Source organism: Bifidobacterium saguinibicoloris (assembly GCF_019331725.1).
Classification (GTDB): domain Bacteria; phylum Actinomycetota; class Actinomycetes; order Actinomycetales; family Bifidobacteriaceae; genus Bifidobacterium; species Bifidobacterium saguinibicoloris.
In genome coordinates this window covers 78,467-98,529 of the sequence record NZ_JAHBBF010000007.1, presented here as the reverse complement: position 1 = coordinate 98,529, position 20,063 = coordinate 78,467, and the positions used below count along the sequence as shown (strand labels likewise).

The window sequence follows — 20,063 nt, the reverse complement described above, 5'->3', positions numbered from 1 at the left end:
CGGAGCGGCGGTTTTCGCATTCGTGGGCGATGTCGCCCGTGCGCAGGCCTTACTTCCGCGCCTGGGTGAGCTGATACGCGACGAACAGGATCGCCAGCCAGATTACGCCGGCAATCACGGCCACGCGGTAGCTGGGGGAGAAGCACATGAGCACCACCACCAGCGCCAGGAACGCGAGCACCACCCACGGGGTCACGCGTGCGAACGGCAGCTTGAAGTGGATGGCGTCCAGCGCCTCCGCGCCCGACAGCCCGGCCAGCGCCGTATCCGCGGGCGCCCCGCCGGCGGCGACCACGTGGCGGAACTTCATCTCGGTGATCATGATCATCGTCCAGTTGATGATGCCGGCGATCGTCGCGATGGACATCAGATAGTTGAACGCGAACTCGGGCCACACGAACACGACGACCACGGCGATCGCGGTGATCACCGCGGAGGTGAGCACGCCCGCCACCGGCACACCATGCTTGTTCAGGCGACCGAGGTACGCGGGCGCGTTGCCCTGCTTGGCCAGCGAGTACAGCATGCGGGAGTTGGCGTACAGGCCGGAGTTGTACACGCTCATCACGGCGGTGAGGCACACGAAGTTGAGGATGCCGGCGGCCGCGTGCACGCCCACGGAATCGAAGATCTGCACGAACGGGCTGGACTTGCCGTCGATCTGGTCCCACGGCACCACGGCCATGATTACGCCGAGCGCGCCGATGTAGAACACGAGGATACGCCAGATGATGTCGTTGGTGGCGCGCGGGATCGTGGTCTTCGGATCCTCGGTCTCGCCCGCGGTGATGCCGATGAGTTCGGTGCCGCCGAAGCTGAACATCACGACGACGAGCGCCATGAGCAGGCCGGTCCACGAGCCGTCGGACGCGCGTCCCATGAGCCCGTGCGGGAAGAAGCCGCCGTCCACGGCGAACCAGTTCGCGAAGGTCGCCTTCGCGCCGGAATCGGTGGGCAGGGCGAACACGATGACCGCGAGACCGCCGAGGATCATCGCGATGACGGCCACGATTTTGATGATCGCGAACCAGAATTCGAATTCGCCGAACTTGGAGACGCCCAGCAGGTTGGCCGCGCAGATCACCACGAGGAACACGGCCGCCGACACCCACGTCGGAATGGCCGGGAACCAGTAGTTCACGAACGAGCCGACCACGGCGAGCTCCACCATGGAGACGAGGATGTAGTTGAACCAGTAGTTCCATCCGGAGATGAACCCGGCGCGCTTCGACCAGTATCGCGTGGCGTAGTAGCTGAATGCGCCCGCCTTCGGGTCTTCGACCGACATTTCGGACAGTGCGCGCACGATCATGAAGATCGCGAGGCCGCCGATGAGGTAGGCGAGCAGGATGGACGGTCCGGCCAGCGCGATCGATTCGCTCGAGCCGTAGAACAGGCCCGTGCCGATGGCGCCGCCCAGTGCGATGAGCTGGATGTGGCGGTTCTTCAGCGATTTGCGCAACGTCGCCGGCACCGGCACGTCGTCGGTTTCGCGCGGCTTCTTGGCCGTGTTTTCGGAAGCCATGACTTCTCTCTCTTGTTCGTTCCGATATGACGCACGTCCGGCGGGAATCCCGTGCGGGCGCGATGGACGGTATTGTATGCCCGTCCGATTGCGGTTCGCGCGGTCGTCCCACGGTGAGGTGAGGGACGGCGTCCGATGCCGTCCGTCCGATGCCGTCCGATGACGCCGTGAGCGTTTCGCCCGTCCGATACCCAGCGAGATGGAGTTAAATGGGAGAAGGAGGCGATGGTTCGACGGCGAACCGTGTGGGCCGTGGACGGCAGGCCGATGGAACGGCCGCGAACCGTCGCGATGACAGATGCGATTGGCGAGGTGAGCGACATGGCGTATATCGAATTCGACGATGTGGTCAAAGAGTATCCAGCCGGCGGCGGCAAGCCGATCCGCGCGCTCGACGGCGCGAGCTTCACGGCCGACGAGGGCGAGCTGACCGTGATCCTCGGCCAGTCCGGCGCCGGCAAGACCACAGCCCTGAACATTCTGTGCGGTATGGATACGGCCACGTCGGGCCGTGTGGTGGTCGGCGGGCGCGACATCACGGACCTCAGGAAACGTGACCTCATCACGTACCGGCGCAACGACATCGGCTTCGTGTTCCAGTTCTACAATCTCGTGCCCAACCTGACGGCCTTGGAGAACGTGGAGTTGGCGAGCCAGATCTGCCCGGACCATTTCGACCCGGCGGAGACGCTGCGCAAGGTCGGGTTGGGGGAGCGGCTCGACAACTTCCCCGCCCAGTTGAGCGGCGGCGAGCAGCAGCGCGTGTCCATTGCCCGCGCGATCGCGAAGAAACCGAAGCTGCTGCTGTGCGACGAGCCGACCGGTGCGCTCGACTACGAGACCGGCAAGGAGGTGCTGACGCTCCTGCAGGACATCTGCCGCACACAAGGCATGACGGTCCTCATCATCACGCACAACTCCGCGCTCGCCCCGATGGCGCACAAGGTGGTCCACTTCCGTTCCGGACGCGTCACAAGCGCCGAGACGAACGCGCATCCCACGCCCATCGCCGACATCGAATGGTGAGGGGCGGTGCATGGCGATGTCCGGAAGACATTCGGTGAAGCACCAACGCCGCGAGGCGCGGCGGCTTGCGCGCGGGGCGGGGCGCACGTCCCGTGAGACGTTCCGCGCTGCCGCTGCAGGGACGACCTCGGACCCTGGCGGGTGGGAGACGGCGGAGTCCTCCCTCCGAGGGAAGCCGTCCGTGAAGCGGTCCGGGAGCGGCCTCTCCCGTGCGTTCGTCAAGGACATGACGCGCTGTTGGCTGCGTTCGTGGAAGCGGTTCGTCTCGATCGCGGTGATCTCGCTGTTGGGCGTGGCCGTGCTCACCGGCATCTATGCCGGGTGCCGCGACATGTTCCTTGGCGCCGACCGCTTCTACGATGCGCAAGGCCTGCGTGACATCCAGGTCGTTTCGACGCTCGGTCTGACCGACGACGACGTGGCCGCCCTGCGTGCGGTCGACGGTGTGGAGGCGGCGCAGGGTGTGCGCAGTCGTTCGGTCAAGGTGCCGATCGACGGCGCGGAGAAGACCGTGACGGTCACCGGAATCGCCGATGCGCCCGGTTCCGGTTCGTCCGGTTCGTCCGTCGCGTCCGATTCTGCAGGTTCGGTCGTTTTGCCGGGTTCCCGGAGTTCCGTGGCGTCCGATTCTATAGGTTCGGACGTTGCGTCCGTGTTGGAGGCCTTCGTTTCGTCCGATTCTATAGATTCGGGTGTTTCTCCCGTATCCGGTGCGTCTGTTTCGTCCGAAACTATAGGTTCGGACGTTTCGTCGGGTTCCAGCGGGTCCCCTGCATCCGATTCCACCGGTTCGGGTGCGCTCGACCGCCCGTATCTTGTGTCCGGCCGCATGCCCGCGAAGTCCGGCGAAATCGCCGTCACACGCAAGTTCCTGATGGACAGCGGCCGCAAGGTGGGCGACGCCCTCACCGTCACGCCCATCTCCTCGCCCGATTCTGTAGGTTCGGACGTTTCATCCGCGTCTGGTAGGTCCGTTTCGTCCGATTCTATAGAATCGGATGTCTCGTCGGGCCCTGATGAGTCCGGTTCATCCGAACCCGCCGTGAAGCTCACCATCACCGGTGAGGTGCTCGACCCGGACGACCTGAGCAACCCGGACGGCATCGGCAGCGAGGCGTTCCGGCAGAACGCGGCCGCCGACTACGTGTTCTTCACGCCGTCCGCCAGTCTGACCGACGGCGCGCTCGCCGACAGTTCGTCCGCCGACGTCTACACGTCCATCAGCCTGACCGTCGCCGGCGCCAAGGCCGAGGACACGTTCTCCGACCGGTATGACGACACCGTCAAGACCGTCGCCGACCGCATCGCGGACACCATCCAGGCCAAGCGGCAGAAGGCCCGTCGCCAACAGCTCGTCGACGAGGCGAAACAGAAGATCGAGGACGCCCGCAAGGAGGCGGACGCCAAGTTCGCCGAAGCCCAGACCCAGCTCGACCAACAGCGCGACCAGTTCAACCAACAGGTCGACGCCCTCGCCGCCCAAGCCCTGCGCTCACGGTCCGCCGCCGCGTCCGCCGCGACCGCGTCCGGAGCCTCCGCACCTGCAACCGCCGCAACCGCAACCACCGCCATCACCCCCGAACTCCGCCAGACCATCATCAGCCAAAGCCCGCAGCTCCAACAGGCGCAGACGCAACTCGACCAGGCGCAATCGGACCTCGACGCGCAGAAGGCCGAAACCACGCAACAGTTGGACGAACAGGCCGAACAGGTCGAAAAGAACATACCGCAGGCCCGCTGGTACGTGCGCACGCGCTCCGCGATCGGCGGCTTCAGCCAACTCAAATCGGACGTGAGCTCCATCGAATCGATCGGACGCGCGTTCCCGGTGGTGTTCCTCACCGTCGCCGTGCTCATGAGCCTGACCGCCATGACCCGCATGGTGGAGGAGGAACGCGGCCTCATCGGCACGTACGTGGGCCTCGGCTACGGGTCGGCCGCGATCGCCGCACGCTACGTGCTGTTCGCCGCGCTCGCATGCCTGATCGGCGGCGGGCTGGGCCTGCTCGCCGGATTCCTCGGCATCCCAGCGTTCCTGCTCGTCGTGCTCAACGGCCTGTACACGGTGCCGGGCGTCGGCCTCGAATACGACTGGCTGTACGGTTCGGCCGGCATCGCCCTGTTCGTCGTGGGCGTCACCGCCGCGACCGTCGTGGCATGCGCGGGCGAGCTCAGGCAGACGCCGGCCGCGCTGATGCGTCCGAAGGCGCCGAAGGCCGGCACGCGCGTCCTGCTGGAACGCATCCGCCCGCTGTGGCGACGCATGGGCTTCCTCAACAAGGTGACGGTGCGCAACATCATGCGCTTCAAGTCGCGTCTCGTCATGACGGTCGGCGGCGTGGCAGGCTGCACCGCGCTCATCGTGTGCGGCCTCGCGATCAACGACAGCGTCGACGCAATCCCCGCCCGCCAGTACCAGGACATCTACCAGTACGACCTGATGGTCGTCACCGACCACGACGACCTCGCCGCCGTCGAACAACGCCTGTGCGACGACGGCCGGCTCGCCGGCGACGTGACGTCCGCCCGCGTCGAAAGCGGCGAGATGACGAACGCCGACGACGAATCGACCACCGTGCAGCTCGTCACCGTGCCGCACGCGGCCGACGTGACGCACATCGCCGCGTTGCGCGACGTCGACGGCGGCAAGACGATCCGACTGACGGACGCGGACGACGCCGGCGTCGTCGTCTCGCGCAGCGCCGCCAACGCGTTGGGCGTCACGGCGGGCGACAAGGTCGAGTTGCGCAACGGCGATTCGGCGCGCGCCACGGCGCGCGTGCGGGCGGTCAGCGAGTCCGTCATCGGCTCCGACCTGTACCTGACGACCGCGTACTACCGTGCGCTGTTCGGCGAGGACGCGTCGGATGGCGCGGACGGTGCGGACGCGACCGAATCGGACGGCGAGGACGGCACCGAATCGGAGGGCGTCGGACTCAACGCGGTCTACGCGAACCTCAAAGGCTCGGCGGACGGCCAGATCGCCTACGCGGCGAAACTGGGGCGCGACGCGAAGATCCTGAGCGCCGTCAGCACCGCGAAACTCGAACGCAGCTTCGAATTCACACTCATGGGCGCGGTGGTCGCGCTCATCGTGGGGCTGGCCGGCGGGCTCGCACTCGTCGTGCTGTTCACGCTCGCGAACACGAACGTGTCCGAACGCGTACGTGAGATGGCCACGCTCAAGGTCCTCGGCTTCTACGACCGCGAAGTGCACGTCTACGTGAACAAGGAGATGCTCGTCCTCACGGGCGTCGGCATCCTGGCCGGACTGCCGCTCGGCAGGTGGGTGGGCGGACTGCTCACCGCCGCGCTCGCCATGCCCGGCATGTACTTCGAGGTCCACGTGCGTCCCACGAGCTATCTCATCGCCGCCGCCGTCACCCTCGCGTTCGCGCTGCTCGTCCAACTGCTCACCAACCCGGTGCTCGACCGCATCGACCCCGCGGTATCGCTGAAAAGTGTGGAGTAGGCGAAGCGGGAAGTGGACGTGGGGTGAGAAGTGGGCGTGGGTGTGGGTGTGGGCGTGGGTGTGGGTGTGGGCGTGGGTGTGGGCGTGGGTGTGGGTGTGGGCGTGGGCGTGGACGGGACAGCGTGGAAGTCGTCGCAAGCGGGAAGTCGCAAAGCATGAGGCAGCCTCTTCCCTACGAAACAAACGCAAGGTAAACTCGCCGACTATGTCTGACGAGAAGAGCACAAGCAGTATGGGCGCGGCCGGCGCGCCCAGCAGCAGTAACGCCGGCGATCCCGTCACCGCGGCATCCGCCACTGCCACCGCCACCTTGGAGTCCGTCGAGTCCCTCGACCAGGCCAACGAGATGGACCGTGGCCTCAACAACCGCCACGTGCAGTTCATCGCCATCGGCGGCACCATCGGCACCGGCCTGTTCCTGGGCTCCGGCAAGTCGATCGCGCTGACCGGACCGAGCATCGTGTTCGTGTACATCGGCGTCGGCCTCGTGATGTTCATGCTCATGCGCGCCATCGGCGAAATGATGTACCGCGACCCCAGCCAGCACACGTTCATCAACTTCATCACCCGGTATCTGGGCAACGGATGGGGCAAGTTCGCCGGATGGTCGTACTGGATCGTGCTCGTGCTCATCGGCATGACGGAGATCACCGCCGTGTCCACGTATTTCATCACGTTCTTCAACACGTTCGGCATCGACCTGACGCCATGGAAATGGCTCATCGAGCTGGTGTTCCTCGTGGCGCTCGCCACCATCAACCTGGTGGCGGTGAAGGCGTTCGGCGAGGCGGAATTCTGGTTCTCGATGATCAAGATCACGCTGATTTGCGCGATGATCGTCACCGCCGTGGTGATGGTGGTGATCGGCTACCACTACAACGCCGTGCAGATCCCCGGCCATGACGGCGTCTCGCCGGCCGGCTCCGCAAGCCTCGCCAACCTGTTCGACAACTTCTCGATTGCGCCGAACGGCTGGCTGGCGTTCCTGATGAGCTTCCAGATGGTGTTCTTCGCGTACGAGGCCATCGAGTTCGTGGGCGTGACCGTTTCCGAGACGCAGAACCCGCGCAAGGTGCTGCCGAAGGCGATCAACGAGATCATCATGCGCATCCTCATCTTCTACGTGGGTGCGCTGCTGGCCATCATGTGCATCGTGCCGTGGACGTCGTTCCAGCCGAACAAGGACGGCTCGTTCGCGTCTCCGTTCATCATGGTGTTCCAGTATGCGGGGCTGAACTGGGCGTCCGCGCTGGTGTTCTTCGTGGTGATCACGGCCGCGTCCTCGTCGCTCAACTCGCTGCTGTACTCCGCCGGCCGCCACCTCTACCAGCTGGCGAGCGAATCCGAATCGCCCGTGTTCTCGAAGATCGGCGTGGTGTCGAAGCGCCGCGTGCCGGCTCGCGCGATCCTCATCTCGGCGGCGTGCGTGCTCATGTCGCCCGTCATCAACGCGTTCCCGCAGGTGCACAGCGCGTTCGTGCTGTTCTCGTCCGCTTCGTCCGCGGTGATCATCTTCATCTACATCCTGACGATGCTCGCGCATCAGAAGTACCGTCGGTCCGCCGACTTCATCGGCGATGGCTTCATCATGCCCGCGTACAAGTTCACGAACACCTTCGCGATCGTGTTCTTCGTGTTCATCTATGTGACGTTGTTCCTCGCGGACGACACCATCGGCTCCGGCGTCGCCGGGCTGGTGTGGCTGGCGGTGTTCGGCGGATACTGCCTGCTCCACGACCGCTTCCAGAACCGCGATCTCAAGGCCGCGCTGCGCGGGTAGGCTGCGTTGGGCGCCGGTCGCTCGTCGTTGGGCTGACGGTTGGTGGTTGGCTGACGCGCGGTTGGTGGTTGGCTGACGCGCGGTTGGTGGTTGGCTGACGGTCGCGGTTGGTGGTTGGTGGCCGTTAGTCGCGGTGGGGTTGGCGCTGCTGCGACATTCGGCCTCTGGGGGTTGATCAGCGGCCGCTTGCCGCGGTGGGGGACTGTTGGCCACGACTTTCGGCCGCTGAGAGGTGCTGGGCGGCCGATAGTCGCGATGGCCTTGGTGCTGATGCGATATTCGGCCTCTGGGGACTTGTGAGCGGCCGTTTGTCGCGATGAGACACCTATGTTCGCGGTTTTCGGCTGCTGGGTAGTGGCTAGTGTCCGTTTGCCGCGGTGGGGGACTGTTGGCCGCGACTTTCGGCCGCTAAACGGTGCTGGGCGGCCGATTGCCGCGGTGGAGTTGTCTCTGTCGCGATATTCGGCCTTTGGGGGTTGCCCAGCGGTCGCTTGTCGCGGTGGCCGCGGTGTTGTCGCGATTATCGGCCGCTGCCTCCGCTGCCCCTGTTACACCTGTAAAGACACGAAAACCTAAGATCCCGCCGTGTGCGGGCATCTTAGGTTCCTTCGATGATGCGGCTCGCCGTGTTGCGCCGTGGCGTCCTGCGGCAGCCCGATGTTCGATTATGCGGCGTTCGACGTCGCCATGTACGTTGCCGGTGGCCTCGCTGAAGTCCCGGGACTCGCCTCCCGGCGTCGATGCCTCCGCGGTGTCCGCGTCGTCATTGCGTGGGCCGGCGAGATGGAACAGCGTCAGCAGGTGGCGAGGTGCCGTGCCGGGCGTGCGCTGGGTGTGACGTATTGCAGCGTGCCGTGCACGAGTGCCGATGTGAAGTGTGCGTTGCACATACCCGCCTCTTGGGCTTCGTGGGTGCATCCTGCTATGCAGCAAATATTCCGTTCCATGGTTCCCTTCCCCTCCTTGGGTACGTAGGCTTCCGTGCCGTACGTGGAATTCAGTGTACGCCGTTGGGGTCCTGAAGACTAGGGGCTGCAAGGGGGTTTCGAGGTTTTGTAAGGTAAATCACACCATTCTACGTGTGCCGCGCTGAAAAGTGTGCTCTTCTATGTGCTGAAACGCTCATGCCATGTTCAATTTCGGTTATTTGTGATTGTTTTCGCCGATTGTGATGCGATGGAGGGTTTCGGGTGTCGCGATCGGTCGAGGCGTCCGCCGGATAGGGGGAGGGCTGGTGGCGACGTGTCCGATGCGGGGCGGTGCATCGTACCTTTCGCGGCCCGGGGAGTGGTATGCAATCATGATTGCAGTGGTGAAGCCGTTGCGTACCAGGAATTCGTGGTATGTGATGCGGTTCCGGGCCCTTCTCCCGTCGTGTACCAATCGCTCTGCGAGGGGCGTGTCGCACTGGTTTTCCGGGAACGTTGGAATTTCAAGCTTTCCGAGGGGTCTGCGAATGGGTCGCAAGCGGATTGGGGGCGGTATTGGCGTTGAGTACCACGGGGACGCTGGTACGTAACCATGTGATTGGCCATTTCGACGTTGCGTACCGCCGATTCCTGTCATACAGCCGTGCGCTTGGCCGTTTTCGGTGTTGTGTACCACTGGCTTCCGGTATGCAGACGGGGTTGGGGGAGGTTCTGGTGTTGCGTACCGCGGGGCGCTGGCGCGCAACTGTGCGGCTGGGCGTTATGACGTTGCGTGCCACTGATTCCCGGTGCGTAGTTGGGTCGGAGTGTCTGGTTTCAGCGGATGGTCGACGCATGTCTCGGGGCACGGTTGACGGGTCGAAGGTGGTTTTGACGTTGTGCGCCACGGGGGCCGTGGTGTTGTTGCCGATGTGGCGTGATGTTGTAGATGCTTGCGTTGGTTGGGGTTGTGACGGTTGGGGTTGTGACGGTTGGGGTTGCGTTGGTTGGGGTTGTGCCGATGGGTGACGGCTGCATGGCGACGTTGCCGTCGCCGGGTGATGCGGTCGGCGGGGCGTATCGGTTGGAGTGGTTCTGGGTGATGTGGTCGGCGGGGCGTATCGGTTGGAGTGGTTTTGGGCGGTGTGGTCGGCGGAGCGCATCGGGCGGAGTGGTTTTGGGTGATGCGGTCGGCGGAGGGCCTCCGGTGGCACCGTAAGCGGTTTCATGGTATCCTTAATCGCTAACGGAATGTTTGCGTAAACATTCCAGTCCGCCGGATGAAGGAGCCGGCGGCATCGCCTTGGAGGACAGCGACGTCAACGCGCGATGTATCGGGACGGAGTTGCAGGAAAAGGCGACAGGAGAACAACTAAGGAGACACATGAAAGTCCTGGGCAAATCGCTCGCCGCAATGGTCGCGGCGGCAACGCTGCTAGGGGGAGGAACGCTCGCTGCGACCAGCACGGCCTACGCCGCTGATAACGCAACCGTCGTCACGCCGAACCCCTGGTATGCCAACTCGTTCGACGGCTGGGGCACCTCGCTCGCCTGGTTCGCCAACGCCACCGGCAATCTGGGCGAGGAAGGCTCGATCACCACCAACCTCGGCGACGACGCCTCCAAGGCCAAGGCCCTCGAATACGGCAAGCAGCTGCGCGAGCAGTTCTACCAGTCCATCTTCGGTTCCGACGGCCTCGACCTCAACATGGCCCGCTACAACGTGGGCGGCGGCAACGCCTCCGACGTGGCCTACGGCTATCCGTTCATGCGTCAGGGCGCCGCCGTGCCCGGCACATGGAAGGACGATGCCGACGGCTCGAAGAACGTCTACGGCAACGGCGTCACCACCAAGCAGGCCGACAAGGACAAGCTCGCCGCCGCCTTCGACCCGACCGACGACAGCCAGTACGACTTCAGCAAGTCCTCCGCCCAGGACTGGTGGATCACCCGCGGCGCCACCGGCGACAACCCGGACATCACCGACGTCGAGGCGTTCGCCAACTCCGCGCCGTGGTTCCTCACCAACAGCGGCTACGCCACCGGCGGTTACAACTCCGGCAGCAACAACCTCGCCAACCCGCAGAAGTTCGCCCAGTACATGGCCAAGAACGTCGAGCACCTCGAAAGCCTCGGCACGAACGTCGACACCGTCGAACCGTTCAACGAATCCGAGACCAGCTACTGGGGCACTCCGAGCAAGAAGGCCTCCGACTACACCGACGAGAGCAACGCCGACATCAAGCCCCACGCCCAGCTCATCAACAACCACTGGGACAAGTACTACTCCGACAAGGACAAGACCGTCACGCCGTACTCCAACGCGCTGAAGAAGCCGCAGGAGGGCATGCACGTCAACAACGCCGAGCAGCAGGCCACCATCAAGGCCCTGTCCGAGGCGCTCAAGGGCAATGCGGACACCATCATCTCCGCCACCGACGCCACCAACTCCTCCGACTTCGTCAAGTCGTACAACCAGTATCCGCAGGAAGTCAAGGACCTCATCGGCCAGTACAACGTGCACGCGTACTCCACCGGCAATCAGCTGCGCGCCCGCGACATCGCCCAGGCCGACGGCAAGAAGCTCTCCATGAGCGAGGTCGACGGCTCCTGGCAGTCCGGCTCCTACAACCCGTACGGCTTCGACAACGCGCTCGGCATGATGAGCTACATCAGCGCCAACGTGACCCGCCTGCAGTCCAAGGACTTCACCTTCTGGCAGGTCGTCGAAGACCTCTACAACATGCAGGAGGGATCCAACGTCAACCCGGCCGGCGAGAACACCAACTGGGGCACCGTGCTCATGGACTTCGACTGCACCGTGGCCGGCGCCGACGGCAAGCTCTACTCCGAGCGCCGCGTCAACAACAACGGCGGCAAGACCGACGGCCTCCAGCCCTGCACCGTCATCGCCAACGCGAAGTACAACGGAGTCAAGGCCATCACGCGCTTCATCCACGCCGGTGACAAGATCGTCGCCAACAACGACGAATACAACACGATGACCGCCACCGCCACCGGCGCCGACGGCGCCGAGACGCAGACCATCGTGCACCGCAACTCCGGCAAGACCGCCCAGACGTTCGTCATCGACCTCTCCAAGTACGGCGAAATCGCCGACGACGCCTCCGGCGACCTGTACCTGACCACCGAAACCTCCGACGCCGACAAGAGCGCCGGAGTCGACGCCGCCACGCCGGAAGTCTTCGCCAAGACCAGCAACGTCAAGCAGGCCGCGGGCTCCGTCGTCATCGACAAGGCCGCCAAGACCGCCACCGTGACGGTCCCGGCCCGCTCCATCGCCTCCATCCAGCTCAAGGGCGTCAGCGGCATCGCCAAGGACGCCGGCGTGCAGTCCGGCAAGACGTACCAGCTCGTCGGCACCCAGTCCGGCAAGACGCTGACCGCCACCGCCTCCGGCGACTCCGCCCTCTCCATCGCGGACACCGCCGAAACCCTCGCCGACGCGAAGAAGCAGACCTGGACGTTCACCCAGATCGACCAGACCGGCACCGAACGCCCCGACCTCAAGGCGTACGTCATCACCAACGGCGAAGGAAAGGTGCTCGTCTCCAAGAACGGCACCAACGCGTTCAGCGACGAATCGGTCGAAGACGCCAAGAGCGACCCGGCCGCCAAGTGGATCCTCAACACGTCCGACGGCTCCACCTACCAGCTGCTCAACGCGGCCGCCAAGCAGAACCTCGACGTCGACGGCTCGAGCACCAAGGCCGGGACCAAGGTGGGCCTGTACACCTCGGCGACCGGCGAAACCCCGTCCGCCAACCAGACGTGGACGCTGCGCGACGGCACGCCCACCGGCGCCAAGGCCGTCAACGTGCAGACCGCCGTCGGCGCCGCGCCCACCCTGCCCGGCGAAGTGACCCTCTACTACGCGTGGGGCGAAGGCAAGGCCTCCGTCTCCGACTGGGACACCTCCAAGGTGGACGTCGCCGTCGAAGGCACCTACGAGGCCACCGGCACCGCCACGGACCTGTTCGGCAACGAATACCCCGTCACCGCGAAGGTGTACGTCGGCCCCTACACCGTGACCGACCCCGTGTCCGCCACCGTGCTCGTCGGATCCGACGCCGTCACCGCCGAAACGGCCATCAACGCCGCCAAGGTGTACGCGCACGTCAAGGCATCGCCCGCCTTCCAGGTGGACGCCGCCAGCGTCAAGTGGGACTTCGCCGGCCTTGAAGCCAAACTCAAGGACGCCAAGGCGGGCGACGCCATCGCCATCGAAGGCACCGCCGCCGGACTCCCCGCCAAGGCCACCCTGTACGTCACCGGAGCCAACCCGGAGAACGTGGCCGACTCCGCCTCCAACCTGACCGTCACCGGCCAGCAGACGGAATACAACAAGGGCGACCAGTGGAAGAAGCTCACCGACGGCGACACGTCCGCCGAAGCGTGGATCACGTGGAACTCGAAGAACGACTGGTCGGTCCAACCCACCGCCACCGTGAACTTCGGTTCCGAGCGTGAGGTCACCGGACTCACCATCACCTACGGCGACCACGTCCCGGCCTCCGCCAAGGCGGAATACACCACCGACGGCACCACGTGGAAGCAGTTCGGCTCCGAAGTCAAGCCCGAAGCCGGCCAGACCGTCACGTTCACGCCCGAAGGCGGCTCCCTCAAGGCCACCCAGGTGCGCATCGTCAACACGCAAGGCAACGACTACATGGTCGCCACCGAACTCGAGGCCTACGTGGTCCCGGTCGTCGGCGGCGTCAAGAACATCGCGGCCGCAAGCGGCACGAACTTCAGCGTGAACTTCCAGGAGAAAGACTCCTCCTCCAAGGCCATCGACGGCAACACCAAGGACAAGGGCTGGAGCACGTGGGCATCCACCGCCTCCACTATCGACCCCGTCGCCACGTTCACCTTCGACAAGGCCCGCACCATCACCGAAGTGAAGACCTTCTTCTACCGTGACGACCGCGCCTCCTGGCCGAAGAGCCAGACGCTCGAATACCAGGACGAGACCGGCGCGTGGCAGAAGGTCGGCACCAAGGACGGCTGGTACGTGCAGAAGCAGGCCGCCGACAACGACAGCTCCACCGACGCCGACACCCCGACCGTCGACTTCGTCCTCGACACCCCGGTCACGGCCAAGGCCATCCGCCTCACCAACACGCTGCAGGACACCAAGGTGTACATCAACGTGGCCGAGATCCAGGTGTTCGCCAAGGACGACACCGTCCTCACCGCGAAGCCGGCCGCCGACGCCACGCTCGGCGACCTGCGCCTCGACGGCGAGACCATCGACGGCTTCGACCCGGCCAAGACCGACTACACCGTCGACCTGCCGTACGACGCCGAAACCAACCCGGTGCTCCAGGCCTTCGCCTCGGACAACGCCGCCACCGTCAAGGTGACCCACGAGGCCGCGTCCGCCGACGCCAAGGCCTCCGACGGCACCTCCGAACCCGGACAGCTCGGCGGCAAGGACGTCATCGACGTGACCTCCGCCGACGGCGCCGCCACGAAGACCTACACGGTCACGTACAACGCCGCCGCGCTCGCCGCCCTCAAGGTGACCGGGCCTGCGAAGACCACGTACGAGATTGGCGACAAGCTCGACCTCAAGGGCCTCACGGTCACCGCCGTCTACAAGATCGGCGACAAGACGGTCCACGAGGAGAAGCTCGCCCAGGCCACGGATGGAACGGACGGCTCGGACGGCGGCGCTGACGGCTACGTCGTCTCCGGCTTCGACTCCACCACCGCCGGCAAGAAGACCGTCACCGTCTCCTACCGCGGCGTGTCCGCCACGTTCGACGTGACCGTCAAGGCCGCGTCCGTCGCGCCCGGCCCCGAGCAGCAGCCCGGTGAGGGCGAGGGCGGTTCCGGCGACGGTTCCGGCGATGGCAAGCCGACCGCCGGCGGCAAGAAGCCCGGCTCCGGCAGTGGCGTGCTGTCCAAGACCGGTTCCGCCGTGGCGGCGTTCGCCGCCGTGGCCGCGGTCATGACGCTCGCCGGCGCCACCGTGCTCATGCTGCGCAAGCGTCGCAGCTGAGCCGCCCGGTCCGCGATGCTCTCGCATGGCGGAGGGGTGTCCGGTCGGACCGCTGCAATGAATCGTCGGGTGCGACATCTCCTTTCCGCATCCGGCACGGTTGAAGGGCCGTCGTCTCCGATTCGTTCGGAGGCGGCGGCCCTCGCCGTTTGTGCGGGGTGGGGTTGTTGTTGTGTGAGGGCCCGGAGTGTGGGTGAGGTGTGGTTCCGTGTTCCGGCCCGTGGGCGATTGGTCCGGAGTGTGTGAGAGGTCCGGTTCTGAGTTCCGGCCCGAGGTCGATTGGTCCGGAACATCTGTGAGGCTTGATTCCGTGTTCCGGTGGCGTGGTTCGTGAGCCCGGAGTGCGTGTGAGGCCTGTTTCGCGTTCCGGCCCACGACTGTGTGGTCCGGAGTGGCGTGGAGGTCCGTTTTCGCGTTCCGGTGGCATGGTTCGTGGTTTGGAGTGGCCCCGGAGTGTGTGTGGGCCCCGTTCCCGTGTTCAGGTCCACGACCGCGTGGTCCGGAACGGCTGGAAGGCCTGTTCTCGCGTTCCGGTGGCACGGTTCGGTTCCGTGTGCGGCTCCGGAACGTGTTGGTGGTCCGATTTTTCGTTCCGGTCCATGGGCGATTGGTCCGGAGTGTGGGTGTGCTCCGATTCCGCGTTCCGGTGGCATGGTTCGTGTCCCTGGAGTGTGGGGAAGGCCTGTTTTCGTGTTCCGGCCCAGGGCCGTGTGGTCCGGAATGATGGGGAGGTGCGATTCCGTGTTCCGGTGGCATCGGCTGTGGTTCGGAGTGTCCCTGGAGTGTGGGGAAGGCCTGTTTTCGTGTTCCGGTGGCGTGGTTCGTGGCCCCGGAGCGCGTGTGGGGTCTGTTCCCGTGTTCCGGTCCACGACCGCGTGGTCCGGAACGGCTGGAAGGCCTGTTCTCGCGTTCCGGTGGCACGGTTCGGTTCCGTGTGCGGCTCCGGAACGTGTTGGTGGTCCGATTTCGCGTTCCGGTCCACGACCGTGTGGTCCGGAGTCTGTGGACGGCCCGATTCTGTGTTCCGGTGGCATCGGCTGTGGCTGGAGTGCGCCGCTTGGTGTGTATTGCCGATGCGCAGACCGGCTGTACGGTTGGCTGATGCGGTTGGGGGCAGCGGCCCTGTTTGCGTTGACACGCATATTTCGTGGTTACCGATGAGGGTTTTGATGGTAGAATGAAGGGCAACATTATGTTTGCGATAACATCGCGAATATGATGCGGGCCGAGAAGGACGGCCCGAACGGAGGGGCATGTCGGCGACGGACGCCTGTAAGCAGTGATGCGACGTCATGCAACGGATGCAGGTCCCTCCACCCATCAAGGAAGGAATCACACAGCAATGACACAACCACAACCACATCGGGCAGGGGCGTTGCTCGCGGCCATCGCCGCGGCGGCGACGCTCCTGACCTGCGGATTGGCCGCCACGGGTGCCACCGCGGCGGGCGTCGACTATCTGCCCACCATCGATCAGGTGCCCACCTACACCAGCTTCCAGCCCACGGCCGATCCCGGCACCGGCTCAAACACCTACTTCCAGCCCTACTGGTACGCCAAGAACGCCGATGACAACGGCGGCACCCACATCCAGGCGCACGGCGGACAGGTCGTCAAGGTGGGCGACGCCTACTACTGGTACGGCGAAGACCGCTCCAACGGCTACGACAACAGCCCCGGCGTCCACGCCTACATGTCCAAGGACCTCTACAACTGGACCGACCTCGGCGTCGCCCTCAAGGCCGTCACCAGCAAGGCTCAGCTGACGGACAAGACCAACAAGGACTTCGCCTACTTCGACAAGGCGTACCATCTCACCAAGTCGGACGGCAGCGTCGACACCGCCAAGGCGGACGCCATCTTCCCCTACCTCAACACCAACCCTGACCAGGACGGCGACGGCGTGAAGGACAGCGTCCAGGCGATCTTCGAACGCCCGAAGATCATCTACAACAAGAAGAACAAGCAGTACGTGCTCTGGTGGCACTCCGACGGCAGCACCACGCCCGGCGGCTCCAACTACGCGCGCGCCCTCGCCGGCGTGGCCGTCTCCGACAATCCCGCCGGACCGTTCACCATGATCGGCGCCTACCGACTGCCCAACCAGAACAACTGGAAGGAGGCGGCCGGCAACCCCAGCTGGGGCGAGAACGGCGACAGCCGTGACATGACCGTCTTCGTCGACCCCAAGGACCAGAACGCCTACGTGGTGTACTCCACCGAGGCCAACCACTCGCTGTACGTCGCCAAACTCAACGACGACTACACCAACGTGGTCAAGACCACCACCGAGGACCAGTCCGAAGGCAAGAAGCAATACTCCGCCGACGGCCAATACCCGTACATCCTGGCCGACGGCAAGCCCGGCGCGCCCGTGCGCGGCGAGGACTTCCAGATCATCAGCCAGAACGGCAGCCTCGAGGCGTCGGCCGTCTTCCAATATGACGGACGCTACAACGTCATCGCCTCCGGCACCACCGGCTGGAGCCCCAACAAGCAGACCTACTACACCGCCAGCTCCATGCTCGGCACGTGGATCCGCGGCGTCGAAAAGAACGACGCCAACGAGACCACATGGTTCAACAGCATGCCCGAAGGCGCCGATGGACTCCTCTCGGTGAACGACGCCCGCGGCACCACGTTCGGATCGCAGACCGCCAGCGTGCTCGCCGTCGACCAGGCCAAAGGCCACTTCATCTACCTCGGCGACCGCTGGGACGACGGCAAGGCCGACTCCACGTACGTCTGGCTGCCGCTCACCATCGGCGAGAACGAGACCATCGAAATGCACAACCCGGCGCAGGAGGACCTGCCCAACGGATGGGGCCTCGACTACTGGGACAACCACGGCGGAACCAAGGGGAGCGTCGTCTACTGGAAGGTGAACGACGACCTGCCCGAAAGCGTCTCCACCAGCGGCACCGTCACCCTGCCCGCCGAAGTCGACGTGACCGAAGGCAAGGCGTCGGACGCCACGACCGCCAAGACCAAGGTGACGTGGAACGTCGAAGGCGGCACCGCCGTCGACGGCAAGGCGAACACCTACGCGTTCAACGTGCCCGGCACCTACACCCTCACCGGAACCCTCGCCGAGGACGCGAACTTCAACCCCGGACGCACGTTCCGCCGCCAGATCACCGTCTCCTGCTCCACCCCCGTCTCCGGCGCGTGGAAGGAAGCCCACTGGAAGGGCGGCAGCGCCTGCAAGGTCGCCGCCTCCAACGGCGCCTACGACTTCACCGTCACCGCCAACGCCGATCGCGGCGTGTGGACCGACCGCAACGAAGGCAGCACCGTCTACCAGCCCGACGCGCTCGAAACCGGCGACACGCTCGTCACCACCGTCAAGCCGCTCGACCTGGGCGGCAACGGCGATCCGCGCGCCGGCCTCATCGTGCGCAACAGCCTCGGCTCCGCCAACGGCGGCAAGGGCTACGCGACCCTCCTCGCCAGTCCGAGCGGCATCTACATGCAATACGACTCCAACGGCGACGGCTACATCGACACCGAAACCACGCACGTCGGCACCGACAACGGCTTCGACGCCACCCATCCGGTCCAGCTCAAGCTGGAACGCACCGGAGCCGACACCATCAAGGGCTACTGGCGTGCCGGTGACGCGGCCGCCGACGCCGCATGGAACGACGTCGCCACGGTGACCCTCACCGGCGCCGACGCCACCGGACTCGACGCCGGCGTGTTCGCCACCTCCAACAGCAACGTCGGACCGCTCACCGTCGCGTTCAACGGCACCGCGTTCGGCGCGCAGACCGCCGCCGTCAAATCCATCAAGGCCGAAGGCCCCGCCGGCACCATCGCCAAGGGCCAGAGCCTCGACACCAAGGACATGACCGTCACCGCCACGCTCGCCAACGGCAGGACCCGCGTGCTCGAACCGAGCGAATACACGCTCGAAGGCTTCGACACCGCCAAGCTCGGCAAGCAGGACGTCACCGTCAAACTCGCCGCCGACCCCACCATCACCACCACGGTGACCGTGACCGTCGAAAGCGACCTGGCGCGCCTCTACTGCTCCACCGCAGCGGCCTCCAAGTACGAGCCGGCCAGCAGCTGGGCCGCGGCCTCGCTGCCGAGCCTCACCTGCGACAATGACCCCGCCACCAACTGGTCCAACTGGGGCACCGGCGACACCACGCCGTGGCTCAGCTACACGTTCGGCGGCAAGGCCTACCAGCTCGGCACGCTCACGTTCACCGTCGACAAGGCCAAGGGCGAGGCCGCGCCGAAGAGCTTCACCGTCTCCTACCTGCCCGCCGACACCACGTCCGACGGCACGTCCGGTGACGCGTCCGCCGACGACGCATGGGTCGACGCGACCGACGCCCAGGTGCCGGCCGTGACCGTGGACACCGCCGCCGGGGCCTCCACCGAGGTGGACCTGAGCAACCTGCCCGCCGTCAAGGGCGTGCGCCTCAACCTCACCTACGCGGACGGCAACGACTACGCGAAGGTCGCCGAAGTGAAGATCGCCGAGCGTGAAAACGCCACGCCCGCGCCCTCCAGCAACGCCGACCTCGCCGACCTGACCGTCGACGGCACGACCGTGCCCGGCTTCACCGCCGGCACCACCGAGTATGACGGCTCCGCGCTGCTCGCCGGCGACGCCGTCGCCTACCCGAAGGTCGAAGCCAAGGCCGCCGACGCGGACAAGGCGAAGGTCACGGTCGAACAGGCCACCGCGGACAACGGCGGCAAGGCCACCGTGACCGTCACCGCCGAAGACGGCACCGCCAAGACGTACACGGTGACGTTCGGCGAACTGCCGAAGCTTGCCGCGCTCGACGTGGACGTCACCAAGACCACCTATCAGGAGGGCGACGCGTTCGACCCGACCGGCGTCAAGGTGACCGCCGTGTACAAGATCGGCGACAAGGAGACCGCGCGCAAGTTCATCGCCTCCGACGACAAGGACCTCGCGTTCACCGGCTTCGACTCCGCCGCTTCGGGCACGAAGACCGTCACCGTCTCCTACCGCGGCGTGTCCGCCACGTTCGACGTGACCGTCGTGGCCAAGGGCTCCGGCTCTGGTGAGGGGACGGGCGACGGCGGCAAGGGCGAGGGTACGGACAACGGCGGCAAGCCGGAGTCTAAGCCCGAAACCAAGCCGTCCGGCAAGAAGCCGGGCGCCGGCGTGGGCGCTGGTTCGGGTGCTCCGGGCGCGTTGTCCAGGACCGGCGCGTCCGTCGCCGGCGTCGCCGGTATGGTCGCGCTGCTCGCGGTCGCGGCCGGCGCGGTGGCCATCGCCCGTAAGCGCAGGGCGTGACGGTTTCGCATGATTGCGTGACCACCGCGTCCGACGGCGG

Annotated in this window: 6 protein-coding genes; 5 read left to right on the top strand and 1 reads right to left on the bottom strand. The window is 65.6% G+C overall.

The features are described 5' to 3' along the window. Positions 1-49 precede the first annotated feature (49 nt). Complete coding sequence (locus KIH78_RS06150) at positions 50-1,525, bottom strand: amino acid permease (protein ID WP_219131674.1); 1,476 nt, start codon at positions 1,523-1,525, stop codon at positions 50-52. A gap of 321 nt (positions 1,526-1,846) precedes the next feature. Here KIH78_RS06150 and KIH78_RS06145 point away from each other — a divergent pair, with 321 nt between their 5' ends. The 5 genes from KIH78_RS06145 to KIH78_RS06125 all read left to right on the top strand — a co-directional run bounded on the left by KIH78_RS06145 (position 1,847) and on the right by KIH78_RS06125 (position 20,023). Then, a complete protein-coding gene (locus KIH78_RS06145) occupies positions 1,847-2,551 on the top strand; it encodes an ABC transporter ATP-binding protein (protein WP_219131673.1) in 705 nt (234 codons plus the stop codon). A gap of 226 nt (positions 2,552-2,777) precedes the next feature. Beyond that, the gene (locus KIH78_RS06140) at positions 2,778-6,023 is read left to right on the top strand and encodes an FtsX-like permease family protein (protein WP_236034471.1); all 3,246 of its coding nucleotides are present in this window, start codon (positions 2,778-2,780) and stop codon (positions 6,021-6,023) included. A gap of 232 nt (positions 6,024-6,255) precedes the next feature. After that, the gene (locus tag KIH78_RS06135) at positions 6,256-7,803 is read left to right on the top strand and encodes an amino acid permease (protein WP_219131698.1); all 1,548 of its coding nucleotides are present in this window, start codon (positions 6,256-6,258) and stop codon (positions 7,801-7,803) included. Positions 7,804-10,095: 2,292 nt separating this feature from the next. Continuing rightward, positions 10,096-14,739 (top strand): discoidin domain-containing protein, encoded by a 4,644-nt coding sequence (locus KIH78_RS06130; RefSeq protein ID WP_219131671.1) that lies wholly within the window; start codon positions 10,096-10,098, stop codon positions 14,737-14,739. 1,342 nt (positions 14,740-16,081) lie between these two features. Beyond that, the gene (locus KIH78_RS06125) at positions 16,082-20,023 is read left to right on the top strand and encodes a galactan 1,3-beta-galactosidase (protein ID WP_219131670.1); all 3,942 of its coding nucleotides are present in this window, start codon (positions 16,082-16,084) and stop codon (positions 20,021-20,023) included. The last annotated feature ends 40 nt before the right edge of the window (positions 20,024-20,063 follow it).